The sequence below is a fragment of the Levilactobacillus muriae genome (assembly GCF_045862015.1).
Taxonomy (GTDB): Bacteria; Bacillota; Bacilli; order Lactobacillales; family Lactobacillaceae; genus Levilactobacillus; species Levilactobacillus muriae.
Genome location: NZ_BAAFRU010000011.1, coordinates 74,485 through 93,477 on the forward strand (window position 1 = coordinate 74,485; position 18,993 = coordinate 93,477).

16 protein-coding genes and 1 pseudogene are annotated in these 18,993 nt (G+C 47.8%); 8 read left to right on the forward strand and 9 right to left on the reverse strand.

Features of this window, described 5'->3' with window-relative positions:
- Window positions 1-62 precede the first annotated feature (62 nt).
- The gene (locus ACKTSF_RS09355) at window positions 63-1,439 is read right to left on the reverse strand and encodes a sugar porter family MFS transporter (protein WP_407888796.1); all 1,377 of its coding nucleotides are present in this window, start codon (window positions 1,437-1,439) and stop codon (window positions 63-65) included.
- 324 nt (window positions 1,440-1,763) lie between these two features.
- Entirely contained in the window at window positions 1,764-2,678 is a 915-nt protein-coding gene (locus tag ACKTSF_RS09360; protein WP_407888798.1) for an AraC family transcriptional regulator, read from the reverse strand.
- Window positions 2,679-2,883: 205 nt separating this feature from the next.
- Here ACKTSF_RS09360 and ACKTSF_RS09365 point away from each other — a divergent pair, with 205 nt between their 5' ends.
- Together ACKTSF_RS09365 and ACKTSF_RS09370 are read left to right on the forward strand one after the other, a co-directional pair.
- On the forward strand, window positions 2,884-4,245 hold the full coding sequence (locus tag ACKTSF_RS09365) for a glycoside-pentoside-hexuronide (GPH):cation symporter (protein WP_407888800.1): 1,362 nt from the start codon (window positions 2,884-2,886) through the stop codon (window positions 4,243-4,245).
- A gap of 3 nt (window positions 4,246-4,248) precedes the next feature.
- A complete protein-coding gene (locus ACKTSF_RS09370) occupies window positions 4,249-6,294 on the forward strand; it encodes a glycoside hydrolase family 31 protein (RefSeq protein ID WP_407888802.1) in 2,046 nt (681 codons plus the stop codon).
- Between the two features lie 148 nt (window positions 6,295-6,442).
- On the opposite strand, the gene ACKTSF_RS09375 is transcribed toward ACKTSF_RS09370, so the two are convergent.
- From ACKTSF_RS09375 to ACKTSF_RS09390, 4 genes are all read right to left on the reverse strand, one after another.
- Entirely contained in the window at window positions 6,443-7,114 is a 672-nt protein-coding gene (locus ACKTSF_RS09375; RefSeq protein ID WP_407888804.1) for an ABC transporter ATP-binding protein, read from the reverse strand.
- 3 nt (window positions 7,115-7,117) lie between these two features.
- Window positions 7,118-8,179, reverse strand: coding sequence for an ABC transporter permease (locus ACKTSF_RS09380; protein ID WP_407888806.1), 1,062 nt, complete (start codon window positions 8,177-8,179; stop codon window positions 7,118-7,120).
- 2 nt (window positions 8,180-8,181) lie between these two features.
- Entirely contained in the window at window positions 8,182-8,703 is a 522-nt protein-coding gene (locus ACKTSF_RS09385; RefSeq protein WP_407888808.1) for a TetR/AcrR family transcriptional regulator, read from the reverse strand.
- Between the two features lie 491 nt (window positions 8,704-9,194).
- On the reverse strand, window positions 9,195-10,202 hold the full coding sequence (locus ACKTSF_RS09390; protein WP_407888810.1) for a C40 family peptidase: 1,008 nt from the start codon (window positions 10,200-10,202) through the stop codon (window positions 9,195-9,197).
- A gap of 358 nt (window positions 10,203-10,560) precedes the next feature.
- Between ACKTSF_RS09390 and ACKTSF_RS09395 the strand changes: the two genes are divergently transcribed.
- Complete coding sequence (locus ACKTSF_RS09395; RefSeq protein WP_407888812.1) at window positions 10,561-11,067, forward strand: DUF2798 domain-containing protein; 507 nt, start codon at window positions 10,561-10,563, stop codon at window positions 11,065-11,067.
- Window positions 11,068-11,321: 254 nt separating this feature from the next.
- Here the strand turns inward: ACKTSF_RS09395 and ACKTSF_RS09400 are convergent, their stop codons facing one another.
- The 3 genes from ACKTSF_RS09400 to ACKTSF_RS09410 all read right to left on the reverse strand — a co-directional run bounded on the left by ACKTSF_RS09400 (window position 11,322) and on the right by ACKTSF_RS09410 (window position 12,690).
- A complete protein-coding gene (locus ACKTSF_RS09400; RefSeq protein WP_407888814.1) occupies window positions 11,322-11,594 on the reverse strand; it encodes a Mor transcription activator family protein in 273 nt (90 codons plus the stop codon).
- A 148-nt stretch (window positions 11,595-11,742) separates the two neighbouring features.
- Complete coding sequence (locus ACKTSF_RS09405; protein ID WP_407888816.1) at window positions 11,743-12,309, reverse strand: nucleotidyltransferase family protein; 567 nt, start codon at window positions 12,307-12,309, stop codon at window positions 11,743-11,745.
- 111 nt (window positions 12,310-12,420) lie between these two features.
- Window positions 12,421-12,690: a Mor transcription activator family protein gene (locus tag ACKTSF_RS09410; protein ID WP_407888818.1), complete on the reverse strand. Its 270-nt coding sequence runs from the start codon at window positions 12,688-12,690 to the stop codon at window positions 12,421-12,423.
- Window positions 12,691-13,285: 595 nt separating this feature from the next.
- Here ACKTSF_RS09410 and ACKTSF_RS09415 point away from each other — a divergent pair.
- The 5 genes and pseudogenes from ACKTSF_RS09415 (at window position 13,286) to aldA (ending at window position 18,894) form a co-directional block, all read left to right on the forward strand.
- Window positions 13,286-14,472: pseudogene (locus ACKTSF_RS09415) on the forward strand (RNA-guided endonuclease InsQ/TnpB family protein).
- A gap of 148 nt (window positions 14,473-14,620) precedes the next feature.
- On the forward strand, window positions 14,621-15,175 hold the full coding sequence (locus tag ACKTSF_RS09420) for a WYL domain-containing protein (protein ID WP_407888820.1): 555 nt from the start codon (window positions 14,621-14,623) through the stop codon (window positions 15,173-15,175).
- Between the two features lie 143 nt (window positions 15,176-15,318).
- Complete coding sequence (locus ACKTSF_RS09425) at window positions 15,319-16,011, forward strand: N-acetylmuramoyl-L-alanine amidase (protein WP_407888822.1); 693 nt, start codon at window positions 15,319-15,321, stop codon at window positions 16,009-16,011.
- 309 nt (window positions 16,012-16,320) lie between these two features.
- Window positions 16,321-17,046: an SDR family NAD(P)-dependent oxidoreductase gene (locus ACKTSF_RS09430; protein WP_407888823.1), complete on the forward strand. Its 726-nt coding sequence runs from the start codon at window positions 16,321-16,323 to the stop codon at window positions 17,044-17,046.
- 372 nt (window positions 17,047-17,418) lie between these two features.
- The gene (gene aldA / locus ACKTSF_RS09435) at window positions 17,419-18,894 is read left to right on the forward strand and encodes an aldehyde dehydrogenase (RefSeq protein ID WP_407888825.1); all 1,476 of its coding nucleotides are present in this window, start codon (window positions 17,419-17,421) and stop codon (window positions 18,892-18,894) included.
- The last annotated feature ends 99 nt before the right edge of the window (window positions 18,895-18,993 follow it).

Below are 18,993 nucleotides of genomic sequence, written 5' to 3' on the forward strand. Positions count from 1 at the left end.
AAAAACAGGAAAGGATTGGTCAGACCCTTTCGTCCGTTACCAATCCCTTCAGTGAAATAACTTTAATTTTCTGACTTTTGCTTATCTTGGTGCCGCAATTCCATTTCGATCTCTTCCAGTGACTTGCCCCGCGTTTCGGGAACCAGGTAGTGGACAAAGAACATGGAGAGGACAGCAAAGACAGCGAATACAGCGAACGGACCACCCACATTGTTGTGGAAGTAAGCCAGCATAACCAGGAAGAATTGTGAAACCAAGAAGTTTCCAATCCAGTTAGCCGCTGACCCGATGGACGAGCCAATTCCCCGAACGCTCAACGGGAAGATTTCACCGATCGTGACCCACGCGATGGGACCCCAGGAAATAGCAAACCCAAAGATGTAAACGGCAATGAGAATCATGGTTGGCACCGCCGTCGTGTGAATATCCATAGTGAAGTTCATCACGGCTAAAATACTCAGTGAAACTGCCATAACGATCGACCCAAACATCAGGAACGTCCGTCGGTTGAATTTATCCATGATGAAGGTCGCAAGCACCGTCACGGCAAAGTTCACGATCCCAATCCCAACGGAGATCCAGATAGCACTGCCTTCCGCGAAACCAAAGCCTTTGATGAAGACTTGTGGCAGAAAGTAAATGACGGAGTTGATCCCAACCAATTGCTGTAGCAGCATGATGCCGACCGCCACGATAACGGCGGGCCGGGCAACCGTGAAGAGTTCCTTCAGGCCACCCTTGGGCTGACTGGCAACGACCTTGATCTCTTCCAACTCAGCCGACGGATCATCCGTCGTATTCTTCCGCAACATTTTTAACACGCTGAGTGCTTGGTCATTCTTACCTTGTTCGGCCAAGAACCGTGGTGATTCTGGTAAGAGTAAGCCCCCGATTAGCAGGAGTGCCGCTGGAATCAAGGCGGACCCCAGCATCCACCGCCAGTCCCGAATGCCCAACAGGTTGTGGTCCAGGAAGCCCAGGTTAGAGACGTAGGCCAATAGAATTCCCAGCGTAATCATCAGCTGGAACAGGGTTCCCAATGACCCTCGTCGCTCTGCGGGGGCCAATTCGGCCAGATAGGCTGGCGTCAAGGCAGAAGCTGATCCAACGGCTAGGCCCAAAATGATTCGGGCAACGACCATCGACCAGAACCCAACCGCAACCATTGATAGTGATGACCCCAGTAAGAAGAGGATCGCCGCCAAGATCAGTAGGCGTTTACGCCCATACCGATCGGCCAGTGGTCCAACGCCCAGCGCCCCGACGGACGACCCAATCAGGACGGAAGACGTGATGAATCCCGTCTGAGCAATGTTTAGGCTAAAGTTGCTTTCAATTAATGGTGATGCCCCAGAAATAATCCCCGTATCAAATCCAAACAATAATCCACCAAGTGCACCGAACGTAAAGATAAAGAAGGTACTTAAGTGTCGATTCATCTTATTGTCATCCTCCACTGTTCATAGAAATTTTGATTAAACTATTTGTGTAACCGTTTCCATAAAACATTTTACCCGTTCTCAGGGTGAGACGCAATTGTCTAGACCTTTAAATTTCACGAAACTTATAATTTTTGCGTATGTCCGATGACAAAAGCCAGCAAATCCGAGCTAAATCGGGATTTGTTGGCTTTCTTTATTCACTAAACTAAGGGGCTGACTCATAGAAGAATGTTGTTTGAAAAACAAATTTTTTCGGTCGACTACTATCTCCCTTTAAAGCTAACCCCAAAATGAGATTGCCAGCGTAAAAACCACGTCACGCTAGTCATCCTTGTTCGCGGGTTGGTTCCCGGTTACCAAGAACCCCTTCATATAATTCTTCCGATAAGTCGTGGGGGTCACACCCACCTTCTTCTTAAATAATCGCAAGAAATACTTCTCGTCATTGAAGTAAGCCCGATCGGCAATGACCTTCAACGGGAGATTGGACTCCAATAGTAATCGCTTGGCAATATTGATTTTCAAGAAAATGATGTAATTTTCTACGGTAAATCCGGTTTCCGTCTTCAACAGCTGACTTAAATAGCGATAGTTTAAGTCAAAATGTGCCGCTACGTCCTTAACCCCCAACGAATAATTCAAATTGGCCCGGATCCAGTCTTTAATTAGCCGGGCTTTAGGATTCTCCTTAACCAACCGGTGGAGGGAATTAATAAAGTCGTTGGAGATTTGCAAAGCTAACTTCGTCACACTGTAGGACATGATGGCATCCGTATAGTTAATCTGCTGTGAAATGGCCAACGCTTCATTGGCACTCGCCAAAATATTGTCAAAATTATCAATCGTGTATTCTACCGGCAATATCGCATAATTAATAATCCGGCTCAGCTGATCACAATCGTCCAACGCCGCCAGCAGTTGATCACGCCCCATTGTCGCCACGCGATCCTTAGGATAAAAGTGAAACCAATAGTATTCGACATCTACGTCGGATTTCTCATAGCCCGTCACGGTTGCTCCCGCAGGTACAAGCATAAATTTTCCCCGGACCAACTCATAATTGGTGTCGTTCACCTGGAGATAGGCGACACCCTTCACGCCAATGATTAATTCGTAATTATCATTCAGCGTGGTTGTCTGATGCTGCCAGCCTTTTTTGGCTGTATAGCGCCCCGCCACAAAGTGATGGAACGGGCGGTCGCTGTTCAAAATCGTAATTGCATCGTTATCACTCATCTGTATTTTGTCCACCTTTAATTTATATTTTCGAAAAATAGTCCACTTATTTGTATATTTATCTGAATATCATCCACCGTTTTTGTGAGTCGCTTCAAAATCGTCCACTTTTTCTGTCATTATAGCAGTTTCAGCAGGTTAGTGAAAGCGTGTACAATATAACTGTCTTCTCGAGTAGACCATAAAATTTGAGGTGAACTTCAATATGAAAAAGAAAACCAAACAATTTCTAAGCAATTATGAAATGTTCAACTATGCCAGTTTAAACTTTGCCCAAGTCCTCATTTACTTTTTAATCAGTAGTTACCTGCTGTACTTCTATACCGACGTTGCCAAGATTCCCGTGACCGTCGCCGGGGTAATTCTCCTGATTGCCCGGGGCTTCGATGCGATTGACGCGCCAATCTGGGGGGCTTTAATCGACATCACCCATTCCAAATACGGTCGATCACGGCCCTACTTCTTGTGGGTTGCCTTCCCCTTCGCCATTTCATCCGTCCTGATGTTCTGGAATCCTAGCTTGCCTTACAAGCAAAAGATTATCTGGTGTGCCGTAACCTACATTCTTTCCGGGATTCTCTACACCGGGATCAACACGCCACTAACCTCCATCCTGCCGTCGTTATCGCGGGTACCAGAGGAACGACTGAAAGCCAATTCTTGGCGGTTGGTGGGTTCGCAACTGGGGGGCTTCCTGATCAACGCCGCCTGCCTACCCGTGGTCGCCTTTCTTGGCAAAGGCAATGATACCGTTGGCTTCCGTTTCTTAATCGTGGTCGTCGCCATTATCTTCTTAATTATTACGCTACACGCCTTCACGGTCGTTAAGGAACGTGTTCCCGTTTCGGTTGAAAAGGTACCTATTAACAAGAGTGTCAAAGCCATCAAGGGCAACTGGCCCTGGGTCATTATCGTGCTCAGTAACTTATTCTACTGGATGGCCTACACTAACCGGAACTCCACCTTGGTCTACTACTTTACGTATAACTTCAACGATAAGGGCTTAGTTGCCCTCTTCAATTCATTGGCTTCCCTGCAACTCTTCATGATTCTCCTGATTCCCTGGCTGAACAAGAAATTTTCTAAGACACAGATTTGGTCAGCCGGATTTATCATTGCTATTATTGGCCAACTCATCGTCCTTGCTGCTGGTCACAATATCATCATCGCTCTATTTGGCTGGATCTTCGGCAATATGGGGTCTGGGGTCGCCGTCACCATGCCCTTCTCCATGTTGAGTCAGGCCGTGGACTTTGGGGAATGGAAGACTGGAATTCACTCCTCCGGGATTCTCACTGCACTGGGCAGTTCCTTCTGTATCAAGATGGGGAGTGGCCTCGCTGGTTTCATCCCATCCATGATTCTGGCCCACTTTGGTTACGTCGCCAACCACGTCCAAACGGCCCGCTCCCTATTTGGTATCAAATTAAGCTTCATCTGGGTATCTATTCTCTTATTCATCTGTGCTCTGATTCCCGTGTTTTTCTATGGCAAATACGAACGGATGGAAGATAAGATTGCATCTGATTTAAAGCAACGGCATTTACAAACGAAGGAGACCGATTAAGTTATGGCAATTATTGAAGATCATACGCATAAGCTTTACTGGACCCACGCGTCAGAACAAATTCTAGTCGAGCCTTGGGGGCCTAACAGTCTACGGGTTCGGGTTACAAAAAAGGCCGGTTTCGCCGCCGACCAAGACTGGGCGCTGACCCAACCCGTGAGCGGTCAAGATCAGGCCAAGGTGGCAGTCACCGACGATACCGGTGCTATTCAAAATGGCCACCTGACAGCCAGCATTAACCAATTTGGCTGGCTGACGTTTACCGATCAGACTGGTAAGACCTTGCTGGAAGAACGCTGGCAAGTAAAACCCGGCGGCCATAAGACCAGTCCCTTAGGCATCCCCGGTCGTGAGCTCAAACCCATTATTGGTGGCGATTACGCTGCCACCATGCGTTTTGAAGGCGTCGATGGTGAAAAGATCTTCGGGATGGGCCAACGCCAAGAAAAGCAATTGAACTTTAAGGGCTGTATTCTGGAACTGGCGCAACGCAACACGCAAGCCAACGTCCCCTTTGTCATTTCTAGCCTGGGCTACGGCTTCTTGTGGAACAATCCCGCAATTGGGCAAGTAACCTTCGCCAACAACGAAACCAAGTGGGAAGCCCAAGACACCGACCAAATTGACTTCTGGATTACCGCTGGCGACTCACCGGCCGCCATCGAAGAATCTTACACGGCTGTCACCGGCCACGTGCCGATGATGCCTGACTTTGCCAGTGGCTTTTGGCAGTGCAAGCTCCGCTACCGTAGCCAAGCCGAACTGCTGCGAGTGGCCCACGAGTACAAGGACCGTGGTCTCCCAATCAGCGTGATTGTCATCGACTTCTTCCACTGGACCCAGCAAGGGGAATGGAAGTTTGATCCCAAGCAGTGGCCAGATCCTAAAGCCATGGTCGATGAACTCAAGTCGATCGGCATCAAACTCATGGTTTCTATTTGGCCGACCGTGGACATTAATAGTGAAAATTACGATGAAATGGATGACAAGGGCTACCTCGTCCGCTCAGAACGGATGTACAATGACTCCTACCATTTCATGGGCAACGAAACCTTCTTCGACGCCACCCACCCAGGAGCCCGGAACTTCATTTGGCAAAAGGCTAAGCAACACTATTACGACAAGGGCATCCACCTCTTCTGGTTGGACGAAGCCGAACCCGAATATGGCTTTATGTACGACTTTGACCACTTCCGCTACCACATTGGACCCGCCTTAAAGGTCAGCAACATCTATCCCCTAGACTATGCCAAAGCCTTCTACGATGGTCAAAAGGCCGAGGGACAAACGGACATTATCAACCTGGTTCGCTGTGTCTGGGCCGGCAGCCAACGTTTCGGAACCTTACTCTGGTCCGGCGACGTTCACTCTACCTTTGAGTCCCTGCAGAAACAGGTTGTGGCCGGCTTAAACGCTGGATTGTCCGGTATCTCCTGGTGGACGACCGATATCGGTGGCTTCACTGGCGGTAACGTTGAAGATCCCAAGTTCCACGAATTATTAACCCGTTGGTTCCAATTTGGCACGTTCTGCCCGGTCATGCGGATTCACGGCTTCCGTGAGCCAGCAGAGCAGACCATTGAGCACGCTGACCGCATGTTTGGCCAGCCCTTTGGTTCCGGGGCCTTCAACGAAATCTATAAGTATCCCAAGGACACCTATCAAATTCTCCGGAAATATCTGTTCCTGCGTGAAGCCATGCGGCCTTACATCATGATCCAAATGAAGCAAGCCCACGAGAAAGGCACGCCCGTCATGCGGCCACTCTTCTACGACTTTAACCATGATACCGCCGCCTGGGACATTTCCGATGAATACATGTTTGGCCCAGACATCTTAGTTGCCCCCGTCCTTCACGCCAACGAACAGCAACGGCCGATCTACTTACCAGTCGGCGAAAAATGGATCGACATTAATACACAAAAGGTCTACGACGGCGGGCAAATCATCACTGTTCCCACCCCAGTTGACACGATTCCCGTCTTCACCCGAGCAAGTCACCCCGTTAAAGAGATTCTGAATTTCACAGCGCCAGAACTAGCAAAATAGGGTTAACCTAACTAAAGGTCAAACGCTAAACTAATCAAAAAAACCATGCCACTGGCAAACTCGTCAGGGCATGGTTTTTTATTGCGTGCTTAAAAACTCGGGACGCTCCAGCACAATGAAGCGTGTCCATTCAATCAGCCTGAATTTCCTAAGCCACCGTCATCTTCCCATCCATAATCGCATAGGTCTTATCCGCAAATTCCTTGAGTCGTAGGTCATGTGTGACCACTACGATGGCTTTATTATGTTCCTTGGCGAGATCGTGAAGGAGCTGGCCGACGACCTTGACCCGCTCACTGTCCAAGGCCGCTGTGGGCTCATCTGCCAGGATGATGTCGGGATTCTGATAGAGGGCACGGGCAATGGCGACCCGCTGCGTTTGCCCACCGGAAAGCTCGGCTGGGTACTGGTTGATCAGTTGGCTAATTCCTAATTTTTCCAAGAGGTGCCGGAGGTCAACCACACTCAGATTGCCTTTTGGTTTGACCCGGTCGACCAACGCAAACTGATCTTTCACCGTCAGATACGGCACCAGATTGTAGGCCTGTAAAATAAAGCCGATTCGGTTGAGCCGCAGCGCATCCCGCGCCTTACCCGAGAGCTGACTGAGACCGTTACCTTGAACCACAACATCCCCCGCGGTCGGCGTCTGAATCCCACCGGCAATCGTCAGGAAGGTACTCTTCCCCGACCCCGACGGCCCAATCACCAGGCTGACCTCACCAGCGGCTGCCGTAAAGTTAACGTCTGTGAGCACCGTGACTTCATTGGTATTGTGGCCAAACGTTTTGGTCACGTGATTAACTTCAAGAACTGACATGGTCTAACCTCCCATAACGCTGACCGGGTCAACGTTTAAAATGATTTTGACGGGAATCAAGGCACCGATGACCCCCGTCAGTAAGATACCGCCGGTGACACCGGCCAAAAGTGGCACGTTAAAGCTCATCGGCACCCCTGCTGGTAAGGCCAATACGGTGGCTAACGTCAGCGCTGCGCCAATTGCCAAACCGCCGACCACGAGGATCAGAGCCTGACTGACAGTCGTTGTGACGAGCACCTTGGCCGGAATACCTTGCGCCCGTAAGACCGCATAATTCGGCAACTTTTGCATGGTTAAAATATACAGAAAGACGGCAATCACGACCATTGCAATAATCATCAGAAAACCAATCATAAAGGTAAAGGTCGTATTTTGTGCCGAATATCCCGGCAACTTGTTAATGAATTTACTCATCGTCAGCGTACTCAGTCCACTGGTCTTGGTCTTAAAGTTATCACGATTGGTAATGATTCCACTCGCCTGAAAGTCTGTAGTCACGTGACTCAGCGTCCGCCACGTGCCCAACGTTCCGTAAATAACTGGGGCCACACTGAGCTTGGCGTTGTGCGTAAACCCGACGATCTTGTACTGGGTATCGGTCGAGTTCAGTGTGACTTTATCGCCCAGTCGATAGCCGTTATCCTTAAAGCTATCGTCGACCATGATTTGGTGACCATTGTCAGGCTTGTGACCGGCTGTCACCTTGACCCGTTTGTAAATGAATTGGCTCTGGTTGATCCCCAGAAACTGTGCGGACAACTTGGCTTGTCCTTTGGCCTTCGCTACCACACCGGCTTGCCCAATATAAGCTTCGTGGCTAGTCAGCTTAACCTTAGACGTGGTCTGTTTGGTCAGCAGTGACTGTGACAGACTGTCGTTAGCGTCCGAATTCAAGACGACCTTGCTGGCATTCCAGGATGAAATGGCCTGCGTATTCTGTTGGGCCAAGCCATACGCCAGCCCGCTCAACACAAACACGAGGTAACTAACCAACACGATCATCCCAATAATTAGGCCGTACCGGAGTTTTTCGTGGCGAATCTCTTTCAGTGCTAGAAACATGGTCAGTCTTCCCCTTTCGGCTGAAGCAGTTCCAGTGTCGCTCGTAATCGCGCGCGAACTATGGTCTCACTAGCTGGTTGTAATAAAATCTCCTTGATAGCAGCATGGCTCAGTACCATCGCTGCCCAAGCAATTGCCGGTAACTTGGGAGACACATCAGCAGTTGGCAGCAAACTTTCATTCTCGGCGTAGTGTCGGCGAATGAAGGCATAGTACTGGCTGTCGTTAATCTGGTCAACGAAGTCCACGACCCCTTGGTAGATCCGGTCCGCGTCAAACGTCGTCCGTTCATCCCCACCGGCATCCCGATGAATCTCGTGTAAAGCTACATGATAGAGATATTGGTAAGCATCTGTCAGATTATCGAAGTATTTGTAAAAAGCACCGCGGGCAATGTCGGCACTCGCCACGATCCGTGCCACCTGGGCATCGGCAAGACTGTGCGCAGAAAACTCGGTGAGTAGTGCTGCGGTCACGCGGTCACGTTTAGCTATTGGTAAATGGTCAAAAGTCGTTGAAGGCAATGGAAAAACTCCTCTCTATGTACAAAAGTGACATTGTGTCACTGACAAGCAGTTTAGCATGATGGTGACACGGTGTCAACTCCGACGTGAAAAATCCTCACGGCTGTCATCTTAGGCGGTCCATAGGTCACCAAATCCACCGACACCGGCCCTGAACGACTGTTTTTTCGACTGCCAACAAGGCGTGATTGCTCAATAGCTTATTCAAAAAATCACCTTATCCATTCATCCTGGATAAGGTGATTTTTCTTGTTAGTTGCGACTGCCGAAGTATTTTATACTTGCACTCATTAGTAGACAAGCGTAACCGTATCGAACTGCCCTAGTTTTCCACCGCCAGCTTCTCCGGTTCCCCAATAACCAAGTGGTAGGGTGCCTCCAAATAAAAATAGGTCGTCACCAATTATTAATTTCGCATATAGAAACAACTTGTTCAAAAAATGCCGTGGCTGTCCTTTCAGACTGACCACGACACCCTATTTTACGTTAAATTAGCCCACAATCCGCCGAACATTGTGGTTGAATCGGGTCTTCCAATGTGGATCATTCAAGCTAGAAATCCCAACACCCCCGGTATCGGAGCTCGGTGAGTCGTGTAGGAAGAGTTTGTCACCAAGGTAGATCGCCACGTGGCAATTTTTGCCTTCATCCTTATCATTAAAGAAGAAGATGTCGCCCCGCTTCATATTGCTGGCATTGATCTTCCGCCCCATATGAATCAGGGAATACGTGGTACAACTCGATGCCGGTCCTAACCGCACGCCGGACTTGGCATAGATCCAGTGAATAAATGAAGAACAGTCGAACCGCCGATTGGCAATGCTGGCACTCGTTCGACCACCACCCCAGTCGTACTTAGATTTACCGACTAATCCAGAACCCGTCTTAATCGCCTTTTCAACCTTCTTGACGTTGCCCTTCAGTTTGTTCGTGTTGAAGGCCAGATACTTACCACGAATCCAGTAATGCTTATTGCCGACCTTCATCCGGTAGTAGCCAATCCCCGTATTGAGCTCAGCGCGCTGATCCACATGATACCAGTGGCCGACCAACTGCTTGGTACTGGTGCTCCCAGTGACCTTGGCTCCCTTCAGCCCCCACGGCTTACTGTATAACAGAATATGTTGCTTGTTGACCTTCATACTGTAGCTCAACTTCCCGTTATTCCGCAACCACTTGTAAAAGGCATCGCGATTGATCCAGCCATAGTTGGTCTTGAAGAAGACCCCGTGGCCATTCTTAGCAACCCGTGTAATTTTAAAATGATGCTCATACATGTACTTGGCCGAAGCTGACCGTTTCATACCAGACTTATATAGGTTATGGTAAAACCCAAATTTCGTCTGATACAGCGTCCGTGAACTCTTATAAGCCTTGTTGTATGTGACCTGATCAGCCGAACTTTTTGCCACTGCTGATGCCGTTGGCAAGGCTGTTAGCCCAACGACCATGATCACTAACGCCACTAAACTATGCACTATGTATTTACCGCGATACACGCAAATCACTCCCGCTTCACAATTATTTCGTCATCAAATGATGAATGCAGAATAATAGTACGCGTTATTGGTGGTCGACGGTAACGCCGATTGCCTTGTATAATACCACGCAAAAAAACACGGCGCACTGCGGTTAGTAACGGGTGACTCAGTCTCACTCGGTTTTCCAAATGGAACACACACCCTCACTGGCATTTCTATACCAGGAAAACGCCGTAAACGCAGCTTCACTTCTCTCTAATCACAGATTTTCAGAAAGTAAGCGCTCTTTTCATTTATTTTCAAAATAATCCTTACGAAATGAAAATATATATGGTACGCTAACAACTCGTGGGAAATTCAAACGAGGAGTAACACAATGCCTAAAAATTTCAAAGAAGAACTTTTATTTACTGCCGTAATGGCTGGCCTAATGGTCTTGGTCATGGCAGGCTACAACATCGCCTTAACTGATGGTTTCTCCCATCATTTCATTCGTGAAGTCCTGGTGGGCTATCCACTGGCACTCGTGGTCGCTGCAATCTGCGACCTGGGAATCATTGGTCCCAGCGTCAAGGGTATCTTTTTCAAATTCATCTTGAACGATTACATGAAGAAAAAACAAATTCGGATTGCACTGACCATCTCGTGCATGATGGTCGTTGGTATGGTAACCCTGATGTCACTATTTGGGATGATCGTGACGCAAAACTTTGGCGGTAATTTCTTCCTCACTTACCTGCACACTTGGATCTTTAACGTCTTCATGGCGCTACCACTTCAATTAATCGTGGTGGGCCCCATTGCCCGGGCAATCCTGGGAGCCGTCCAAAAGAAGACGGCAGCCGTTACCGAAAACTTAGAACCAGAATCAGCTAAAGATTAACCTAACTAAACGTCGCCGCTACCAATCAGTAGTGGTGACGTTTTTTCTATTCTATGGGAGTTGTCCCCACGGCAACCACCAGCGGACGGCCATCACTAGAGATGACCGCCCGTTTTTTTGAGACCTGATAGTTTTATCGCTCACGTATCTCGTAACACAGTCATGAAGTCACAGTCATGCCATACAAAAAACGCTTAGCCCAGCCAAGCGTCCTCCATTTTCAAGCCGGCCACTTAAAACATCACCATACCAACTTATTTTTGTTCTTTCTCTTGTTCACGACTCTTCTGGATAATCTGGCGAATCCATCGCTGAGAGTAATCATATTCCTTCGTTAACTGTGCCAAGTTATGTCCATCGTATTCCTCAACAATCTGTTCAGCCACCTTATCGCGGTTATAGAGGCGCATTGGAAATGAAATTTGCCGTCCCCGGTACATTTCATAAATCTTCTCCGTTAAATCCTCACCCAATAATTCGTATAACTGGGCGTATGATTCCTGTAACAAGTCCACACGCATTGCCATTGCCAATTCCTCCTCATAGTGCGGCTTTCCGCCATCAATAGCGTATCAAAGGCTTAAGGCGAGGGAAAATTCGGACTACCATAAACGATAAATGAGGTCTGCCTTGCATTATTCTCTACAAAGTCACTCCTAGTCACAATCCAGGCAGTTAGCTTTCAGTAATAACTAATCCGGGCCAGCGTTTCTGCCACTGCTTCGCCGCCATGCGTTGACGAAAGATAGCGAGATGTCGGTCATCCTGCTGATAGAATGGGACTGGCCGACACTGGAAATTCAGTAGATCCGTCACACCGTGGGGGGCAATTAAGTTAACGGCATCATCTTCATCCAGATAGGCGCCAACGCAAGTCGGGACCTCCACAAAGTGACCGATCGCATCCGCCACCGACGTAAACTCTGGGGTGTCCGCAAAGTTATAGTGCGCCATGTAGACCTCGTTCTTCACCTGCCATTGGTATTGCGGTGCGCGTTCAGTCAGTGCGGCATAGATTTCTAAGTCATCACTAGCCGGCCGTTCATGGTCAAAGTAGACCACATCGATATCACTGGCTAGGGCTACTGGCTGGCCACTCAACACCTGCCAGACTGTGTTGCGGATACTTCCCGCAGCTAAGGCACCTTGCTTGAGATGACAATCCCGAATTAATCTGAGAATCGTCATCAATTCTGGTGTTGCCCGAATAATCGCTAGGATCTGTTCTTCTTCAGTCGTCATCTGTCATTCCTCCTAATGACTTTAATTATACGCGATTGCCACCTTAACCGCTGCATTTATCCAATGACTAGCTACCAGTACCTCGCTTATTTTAGACCACCAATTACCCAGCTAGTTCGCCTTATCTTGTCCTCTGAACTTTGCTAAAATTCGGCGAACGCTGCGTTCAGAATAATTATGTCGCCGAGCCAACTTGGTCACACTACTGCCACGGCAGTATTCCTGATACATAAGGTTGGCTTCTCGCTGCGCGTCCAATAGCCACTGTGGAAAACTGATCTGCATCCCCTGAAGATAATGATAGAGTTGTCGCGTTGCTGGTTGACCGATAACCTGTGACAGCTCGCGATACAGGTTTTGCCAATTCTCTGGATCATCCATATTGATGCCCCATTGCTAATTGATTGTCTCCAGCCTACACTGGTAGATAGAACATATACGTCTACTTGTGAAAAGAGGTTTCTTCATGAACGCTGCCTACCGTCAACTCTATATTTTCAGTCTCTTTTGACCGGTCACGTTGCTATCAAGGCCAAGCTTGCCAGCCACTTCACCGTTACGCCCCGCGTGATTCAACGTGATTTTAGTCAGTTACGTGACTTTATAACGGCCGAAAACCTCGACTATCAACTGATCTACTCCCGCCGTCTAAACGGTTTCCAGTTAAAGGGAACGCAAAACACAGTTACTAAACAATCAATTCTATTATTAATAAAGATACTATTAGCTAGCCGGTCTCTAACAACTATCGAAATGCACCGGACCATCACCAGTTTACCCAGTCTATCAGCCCCTGAAGACCAGCGTGAAATCTATCCAATTATTAAAAATGAATCGTTTTATTAAAACCAAGGCAAAAAACCCGTGATTTCAATCGCGAGATGAATGCAAGAACTTAAGCCGTTCTTAAACGTACGTTCCCCTACTGGACTGCCAGATATGGTATACCGAATCCAACCTACAGGGGAGGTAGCCGATGGTTAAACTAGGACGTACGATTAAGTTGCGACTCTATCTAGACACGATTCAAGCCGGTGAATTCCTAGCTATGGCCCAAGAATACCAGCGATTAGCGAATATTGTCAGCCAGTGGGTCTTTGATCACGATTTTCCACTGAGTTGGTTGAAAATAAATAATCATCTGTATAAAATGTTTAGACAAGCATCATCGCTCAATAGTCAGATGGTTCAGTCGGTCTTTCGCACGGTTGTTGCTCGTTACAAGACGGTTCAGGAACAAATGAAACAACATCCTTACCGCTACAAGAACGAAGAAAATAAATGGACTCAAGTTTCTAGAGACCTGAACTGGTTGGTGAAGCCAATCCAGTTTCGTCGACCACAAGCAGATTTGGTTCGCCAAAGTAATTATTCTTTCGTCAATGGCATGACCCAGATCTCCATCACCACCCTTGGGAAGCGAACGAAGCTAGCTTTTACCAATAAAGGTTTTGAAGACTGCTTTCAGGGCGACTGGAAGTTAGGCACTGGAAAATTGGTCCACAACCAAGGAAAATGGTTCCTACATATTGGCATCACTAAGGATATCGCTGATTTTGACAAAGAAAATAGTCCCCAGATTGTCGGTATTGACCGTGGCTTGCGCTTCTTGGCCACCGCATATGACCATCTGGGAAAGACTATTTTTTCGATGGTCAAAAAATCCTACTTCGGCGGAAGAAGTTTTTGGAGAATCGACGTCGCCTCCAAAGCAAAGGCACCAGGTCTGCCAAGAAGAGGCTGAAACAACTGGCCCAACGAGAGAACCGCTGGATGACTGATGTGAATCATCGGTTAGCTAAGACACTCGTTGCATTATACGGTTCGCATAGGGTTTTTGTTTTGGAAGACTTAACTAACGTAACCTTCAATACCGAAGACTTACCAAAATCCTTACGTAACAGCCATCGTTCTTGGGCCTTTTTCCAACTGGAAGCATTCCTAACGTATAACCGTCGCGAAGGTATCACCAGCATATACCTCACAACGCTGTCCAAAGTGTGGACTGATTGTGAAGACTAATCGCCATCATGACACTGAGCGCAGTGCCAGTATCGTTGTAATGATGACCGCTTGGGCGCAATGAATATTGAGATGCTCGGAGAAGCCTGGTTGAACGGTGTCAAACGACCCAAGATTCAAAAGCTAACAATTACCGGGTAAACCTGGTAGTTAAACGGGTAGCCGTCAATTACCCGACGATGTTGCCACTATGCGTAGGAGTACCCAACAGGTATATTGGACTACTGTGTCGCCAGACACGTGAGCGACAAGCCTCTGAATTCATTCAGGGGCAATTGACTATCAACCCTTGCAGCATCAGCAACCCCTGCTGGACCGCCTGTGGCAATTCAGTCAATTCATTATACAGGCACAATCGGTCACCATCATTTACCAGAAGCAGCACCGCGAAATCGTGACTCGGACGATTCTTCCAGAAGCCGTTCTCTTTTCTGAATACGACTTCTACGTCGTCGCCTATAATGCTAAGTACCAACGTCATCTCTTTTACCGGCTCGATCGGATTCGTCACTTTCAAACCAGCAGTCAGACGATGACACGTACTCGGGCCGAACGCTTCGAAGACGGTGAGCTGCGACAACACATCCATTACATGACGCCGGGCAAGGAAATAACGCTTCGTTTTAAATTCTGGGGAATTCCAGAGGCGGCCCTCGACCGCTTTCCCACGGCCAAAGTCACCGCCCGTCACTCTGATTACGTCGTCATTGAGGCGATCGTCTTCGACCTTGGTGCCAAAATATGGCTACTCAGCCAAGGCAGTAATGTCGAGGTCATCGCCCCGGCTGAATTCGTAGCCAACATGAAAAACACCCTCGCAGACATGGCTGCCCGTTACCACTAGCCAACCTTGCCTATCTTCTTTGGCGATCCTTTGTGAATTTTTCCTTGCATAATTCTTTTTTCTTGTAATCAGCACTACCTTAATCAACGCCATAAGCGTATGATTAAAGGCGTTAACAAGAATACATAAGGAGTCGATCAGGAATGAAACACACCTGGAAAATGGGTCTTATCGCCGGCATTATGCTACTTTTGCCACTAGCACTTGCTACAACAGCGGTCACCACGGCTAAGGCTGCTCGTCAAACGACCACGTCTAAAACGGCCAAAAAAGCTACGCCCAAAGTAAAAGCCAAGAAACACTACTTAATCGTCATGGGTCATGGTGCCGGTGATCCCGGTGCTCGTGGCAACGGTACCACAGAGGCCGCTTTCTTGCGGAAACACATGCTGCCACAACTGCGAAAGTATGCTAAGGAAGTTAAGGGGAGTACCATCACCTTCTACAATCCCAAGAAAAACCTAGTTAGTGATACCCTCTATCATCACAAGGGATCTTACAAGTTAAACAAGAAGACCACAGTAATCATGTTCCATCTCGACGCGCCAGCCGGCCACGGTGGCCACGTCATCATTCATAAGAAGCACCCAACGAAACGCGACCAGCGCTTGGCAAAAGTCATTAAAAAGTATGTTGGTCTGAACAAGGCCTACAACGGCTACAGCTACCGGACAAACCTTCGGAACTGCAACGTTCTACGCCGACGTGGTATTGACTACAGTTTGGTTGAATCTGGATTCATCACGAACAAAAACGACGTGAAGCACCTTAAGAAGAACATGTCGAAGATTGCCAAAGCTGATATCGAAGCCATTACCAACGAACATATTAAATAACTTCAGACATTCTAAAATGCGCGAGTCTTGGGACAAAACCCCTGACTCGTTTTTTTGCTCGCCAAAGCTATATTGCTGAAACGTGGGACAGAAGGCAGCTGACTCCGCTCTCGTTTTTTGACTGCCGATAACGGCCAATACAATTTGGCCATCTCCCCGCTTATTGGCGAACTTGATTCGGTCATTCAACAAATATTCTTGATTGTAAGACCTTTCTTTGCCGCCACCTGCTCAACCTGTTAAGGTACTTTTAGGCGAGTACGTTTCCACTGAAACAGCTCGCACCATCGAATATCGGAGGCAGAACTTATGACAAAAACAGTTGTTATCCTGGGCGCCGGATCTGGCTTTGGACTTGCCATTGCGCGAGCCTTCAGTCAGGCTGGCAACCACTCCGTCTTGGTCGCCCGTAACGCACAAAACTTACAGACCATGACGGAAGACCTTCACATGGAGGGATTGGCTGCCGACTGGATTGCTGCGGATGCCACAAATCCGCAACAGACGGCAAATCTCTTCTTACAAGTCAGTCGACAGTTTGGTCAGCCCCAGACCTTCATCTACAACGTTGCTGACACCACACTAGACGGGCCCCTAACCACGTCGACTCAAAAAATTATGCAAAGCTTTAACACCAATGTTCTTGGTGCCATCACGACTAGTCGTCAATTCCTAGATCTGGCGCCCACTGACCTGCCACGTAACATTCTCTTTACCGGTGGCGGTGCTGCTCATCATCCCGACAAAACCACGACCACCCTTTCTTTAACCAAGGCCGCCCTCCGCAGTTACGCCCTATCTTTAGCCGCCGAGCTGAAGGATACCAACACCTACGTTGGCCTGATTACCATACAGGGGATCGCTGGCACTAGTGAGGCCATGCTTCCTGCCAACGTTGCTCAAGTCTATGTCAACGCCGTCAACACTCGCAACACTGCGGAAATTTTTTACCCAGATACAACCGCAAACTCCCCTCAGAATTCGACCAACTACGTCAACTCACAGCCGATCCGGATAAATGTAGCGCCTTTCTGACAAGTCACCCCAGTGCGGCAACCTTTATCAAGAATCATCCTGAATTTCTCTCAAGCAATGGCCTTTCGCACTAGGTTAACCGGTTAAGAAAGTTTATAACTTTTCTTTTGAAATTTGCTCAGCGTTAGTCGCTGTTGGCATCTGCCATTTTCTAACGTTAAATTTCGGCCAAAATATTGTGAATCAGTTTGCAATCGAATCAAAAATGGACTATAACGATGTTGAGTAATCAAATAAACACGCGTGTTTAGTTTTGATTATAGTTTGCTCATGTTGTAACAATCTGTGACGTTTTTTCGTTTACTACCCAGATATATTCGATGTTATCGCACCTACCGATTTGGATAATTGGGAAAGGAAGTATTTCGCATTATGACACAGAACTCTGTCGCATTAAAACATTACCAAATGTACATTAACGGTGAATTTAAGGACTCCACTTCTGGTAACTTAATTACTGTGATCAACCCAGCTACTGGGGACCCTATTTCGACTGTTCCTAGCGCAACACTTGATGAAACCCGTGAAGCCATTGATGCCGCCTACGAAGCACAAAAATCCTGGAAGAAAGTTCCTGCTGCAACACGTGGTCAATACCTGCACGATGTTGCCACTGAGATTCGGAAGGATTCCGATCACCTGATTGCCATGCTCCAAGAAGAACAGGGGAAGGTTAAAGGATTAGCCACCACGGAAATTCTATTCTCCGCTGACTACTTTGACTATATGGCCAGCGCATCCCGGACCTACGAAGGGGAAATCTTACAATCTGACAACGCTAACGAAAGCATCATGATCGACAAGCAACCAATTGGGGTCGCTGCCGGAATCTTGCCTTGGAACTTCCCATTCTTCCTAATTGCTCGGAAGATGGGGCCAGCTTTGGTTACCGGGAATACAATTGTTATGAAACCAAGTACCGATACGCCTAACTTAGGCCTTGAATTTGGGAAGATTTGTGAAAAGGTTGGCATTCCTAAGGGTGTTGTCAACATCGTTACAGGTCCTGGTGCTGTCATTGGTGATGAACTTTCCAAGAACAAGAAGATCGGTATCATTAGCTTGACCGGTTCTGTAAACTCTGGGAAGCGGGTCATGGCTGCCGCTGCGACTCACATGGCTAAAGTATCTCTGGAACTTGGTGGGAAAGCACCTGCCATTGTCTGCAAGGATGCTGACATCGATTTGGCCGTCCAATCCATTATTGATTCACGGGTCGACAACAACGGACAACTTTGCAACAACTGTGAACGGGTTTACGTTCAAGAAGATATTGCAGATGAATTCACGAAGAAGTTGGCTACCAAGATGGGCGAAGTTACCGTCGGCGATCCAATGAAACACGAAGACATCGGCATGGGCCCACTGATCAACCAAGGCGCCTTAGACAAAGTTTCTGGTATGGTCGACCGTGCTGTTGAAGCCGGTGGTAAGCTAGAAACTGGTGGTCACGTGGTTAAGATCGCTAGAGGCTTCTTCTTCGAACCAACCGTTATTAGCAACGTTAAGCAAGATTCTGAAATCGTACAAGACGAAATCTTTGGCCCAGTTCTGCCAGTCTTAACCTTCAAGACGTTGGATGATGCCATTGACATGGCTAATGATAGTGACTTTGGGTTGACCTCATCAATCTTTACCGAAAACCTCGACAACGCTATGCGGGCTTCCAAGGAACTTGAAGATGGTGAAACCTACATCAACCGGTTCAACTTCGAAGCCATGAACGGCTCTCACTCTGGCTGGAAGGAATCTGGTATCGGTGGTGATGACGGGAAGCACGGGATTGAAGAATTCCTGAACACTCACGTTATCTACCTGCAAGGCCATCCAGAAAAGGCTAATGGCTAGTCATAGCTCTGAAAGAAGATAATTCATCTGGAATTATCTTTTTTCCTGTGAATGTGAAAGAAAAGCAAGCTTCTCCGTCAGTTTCAGTAATCTGACCCC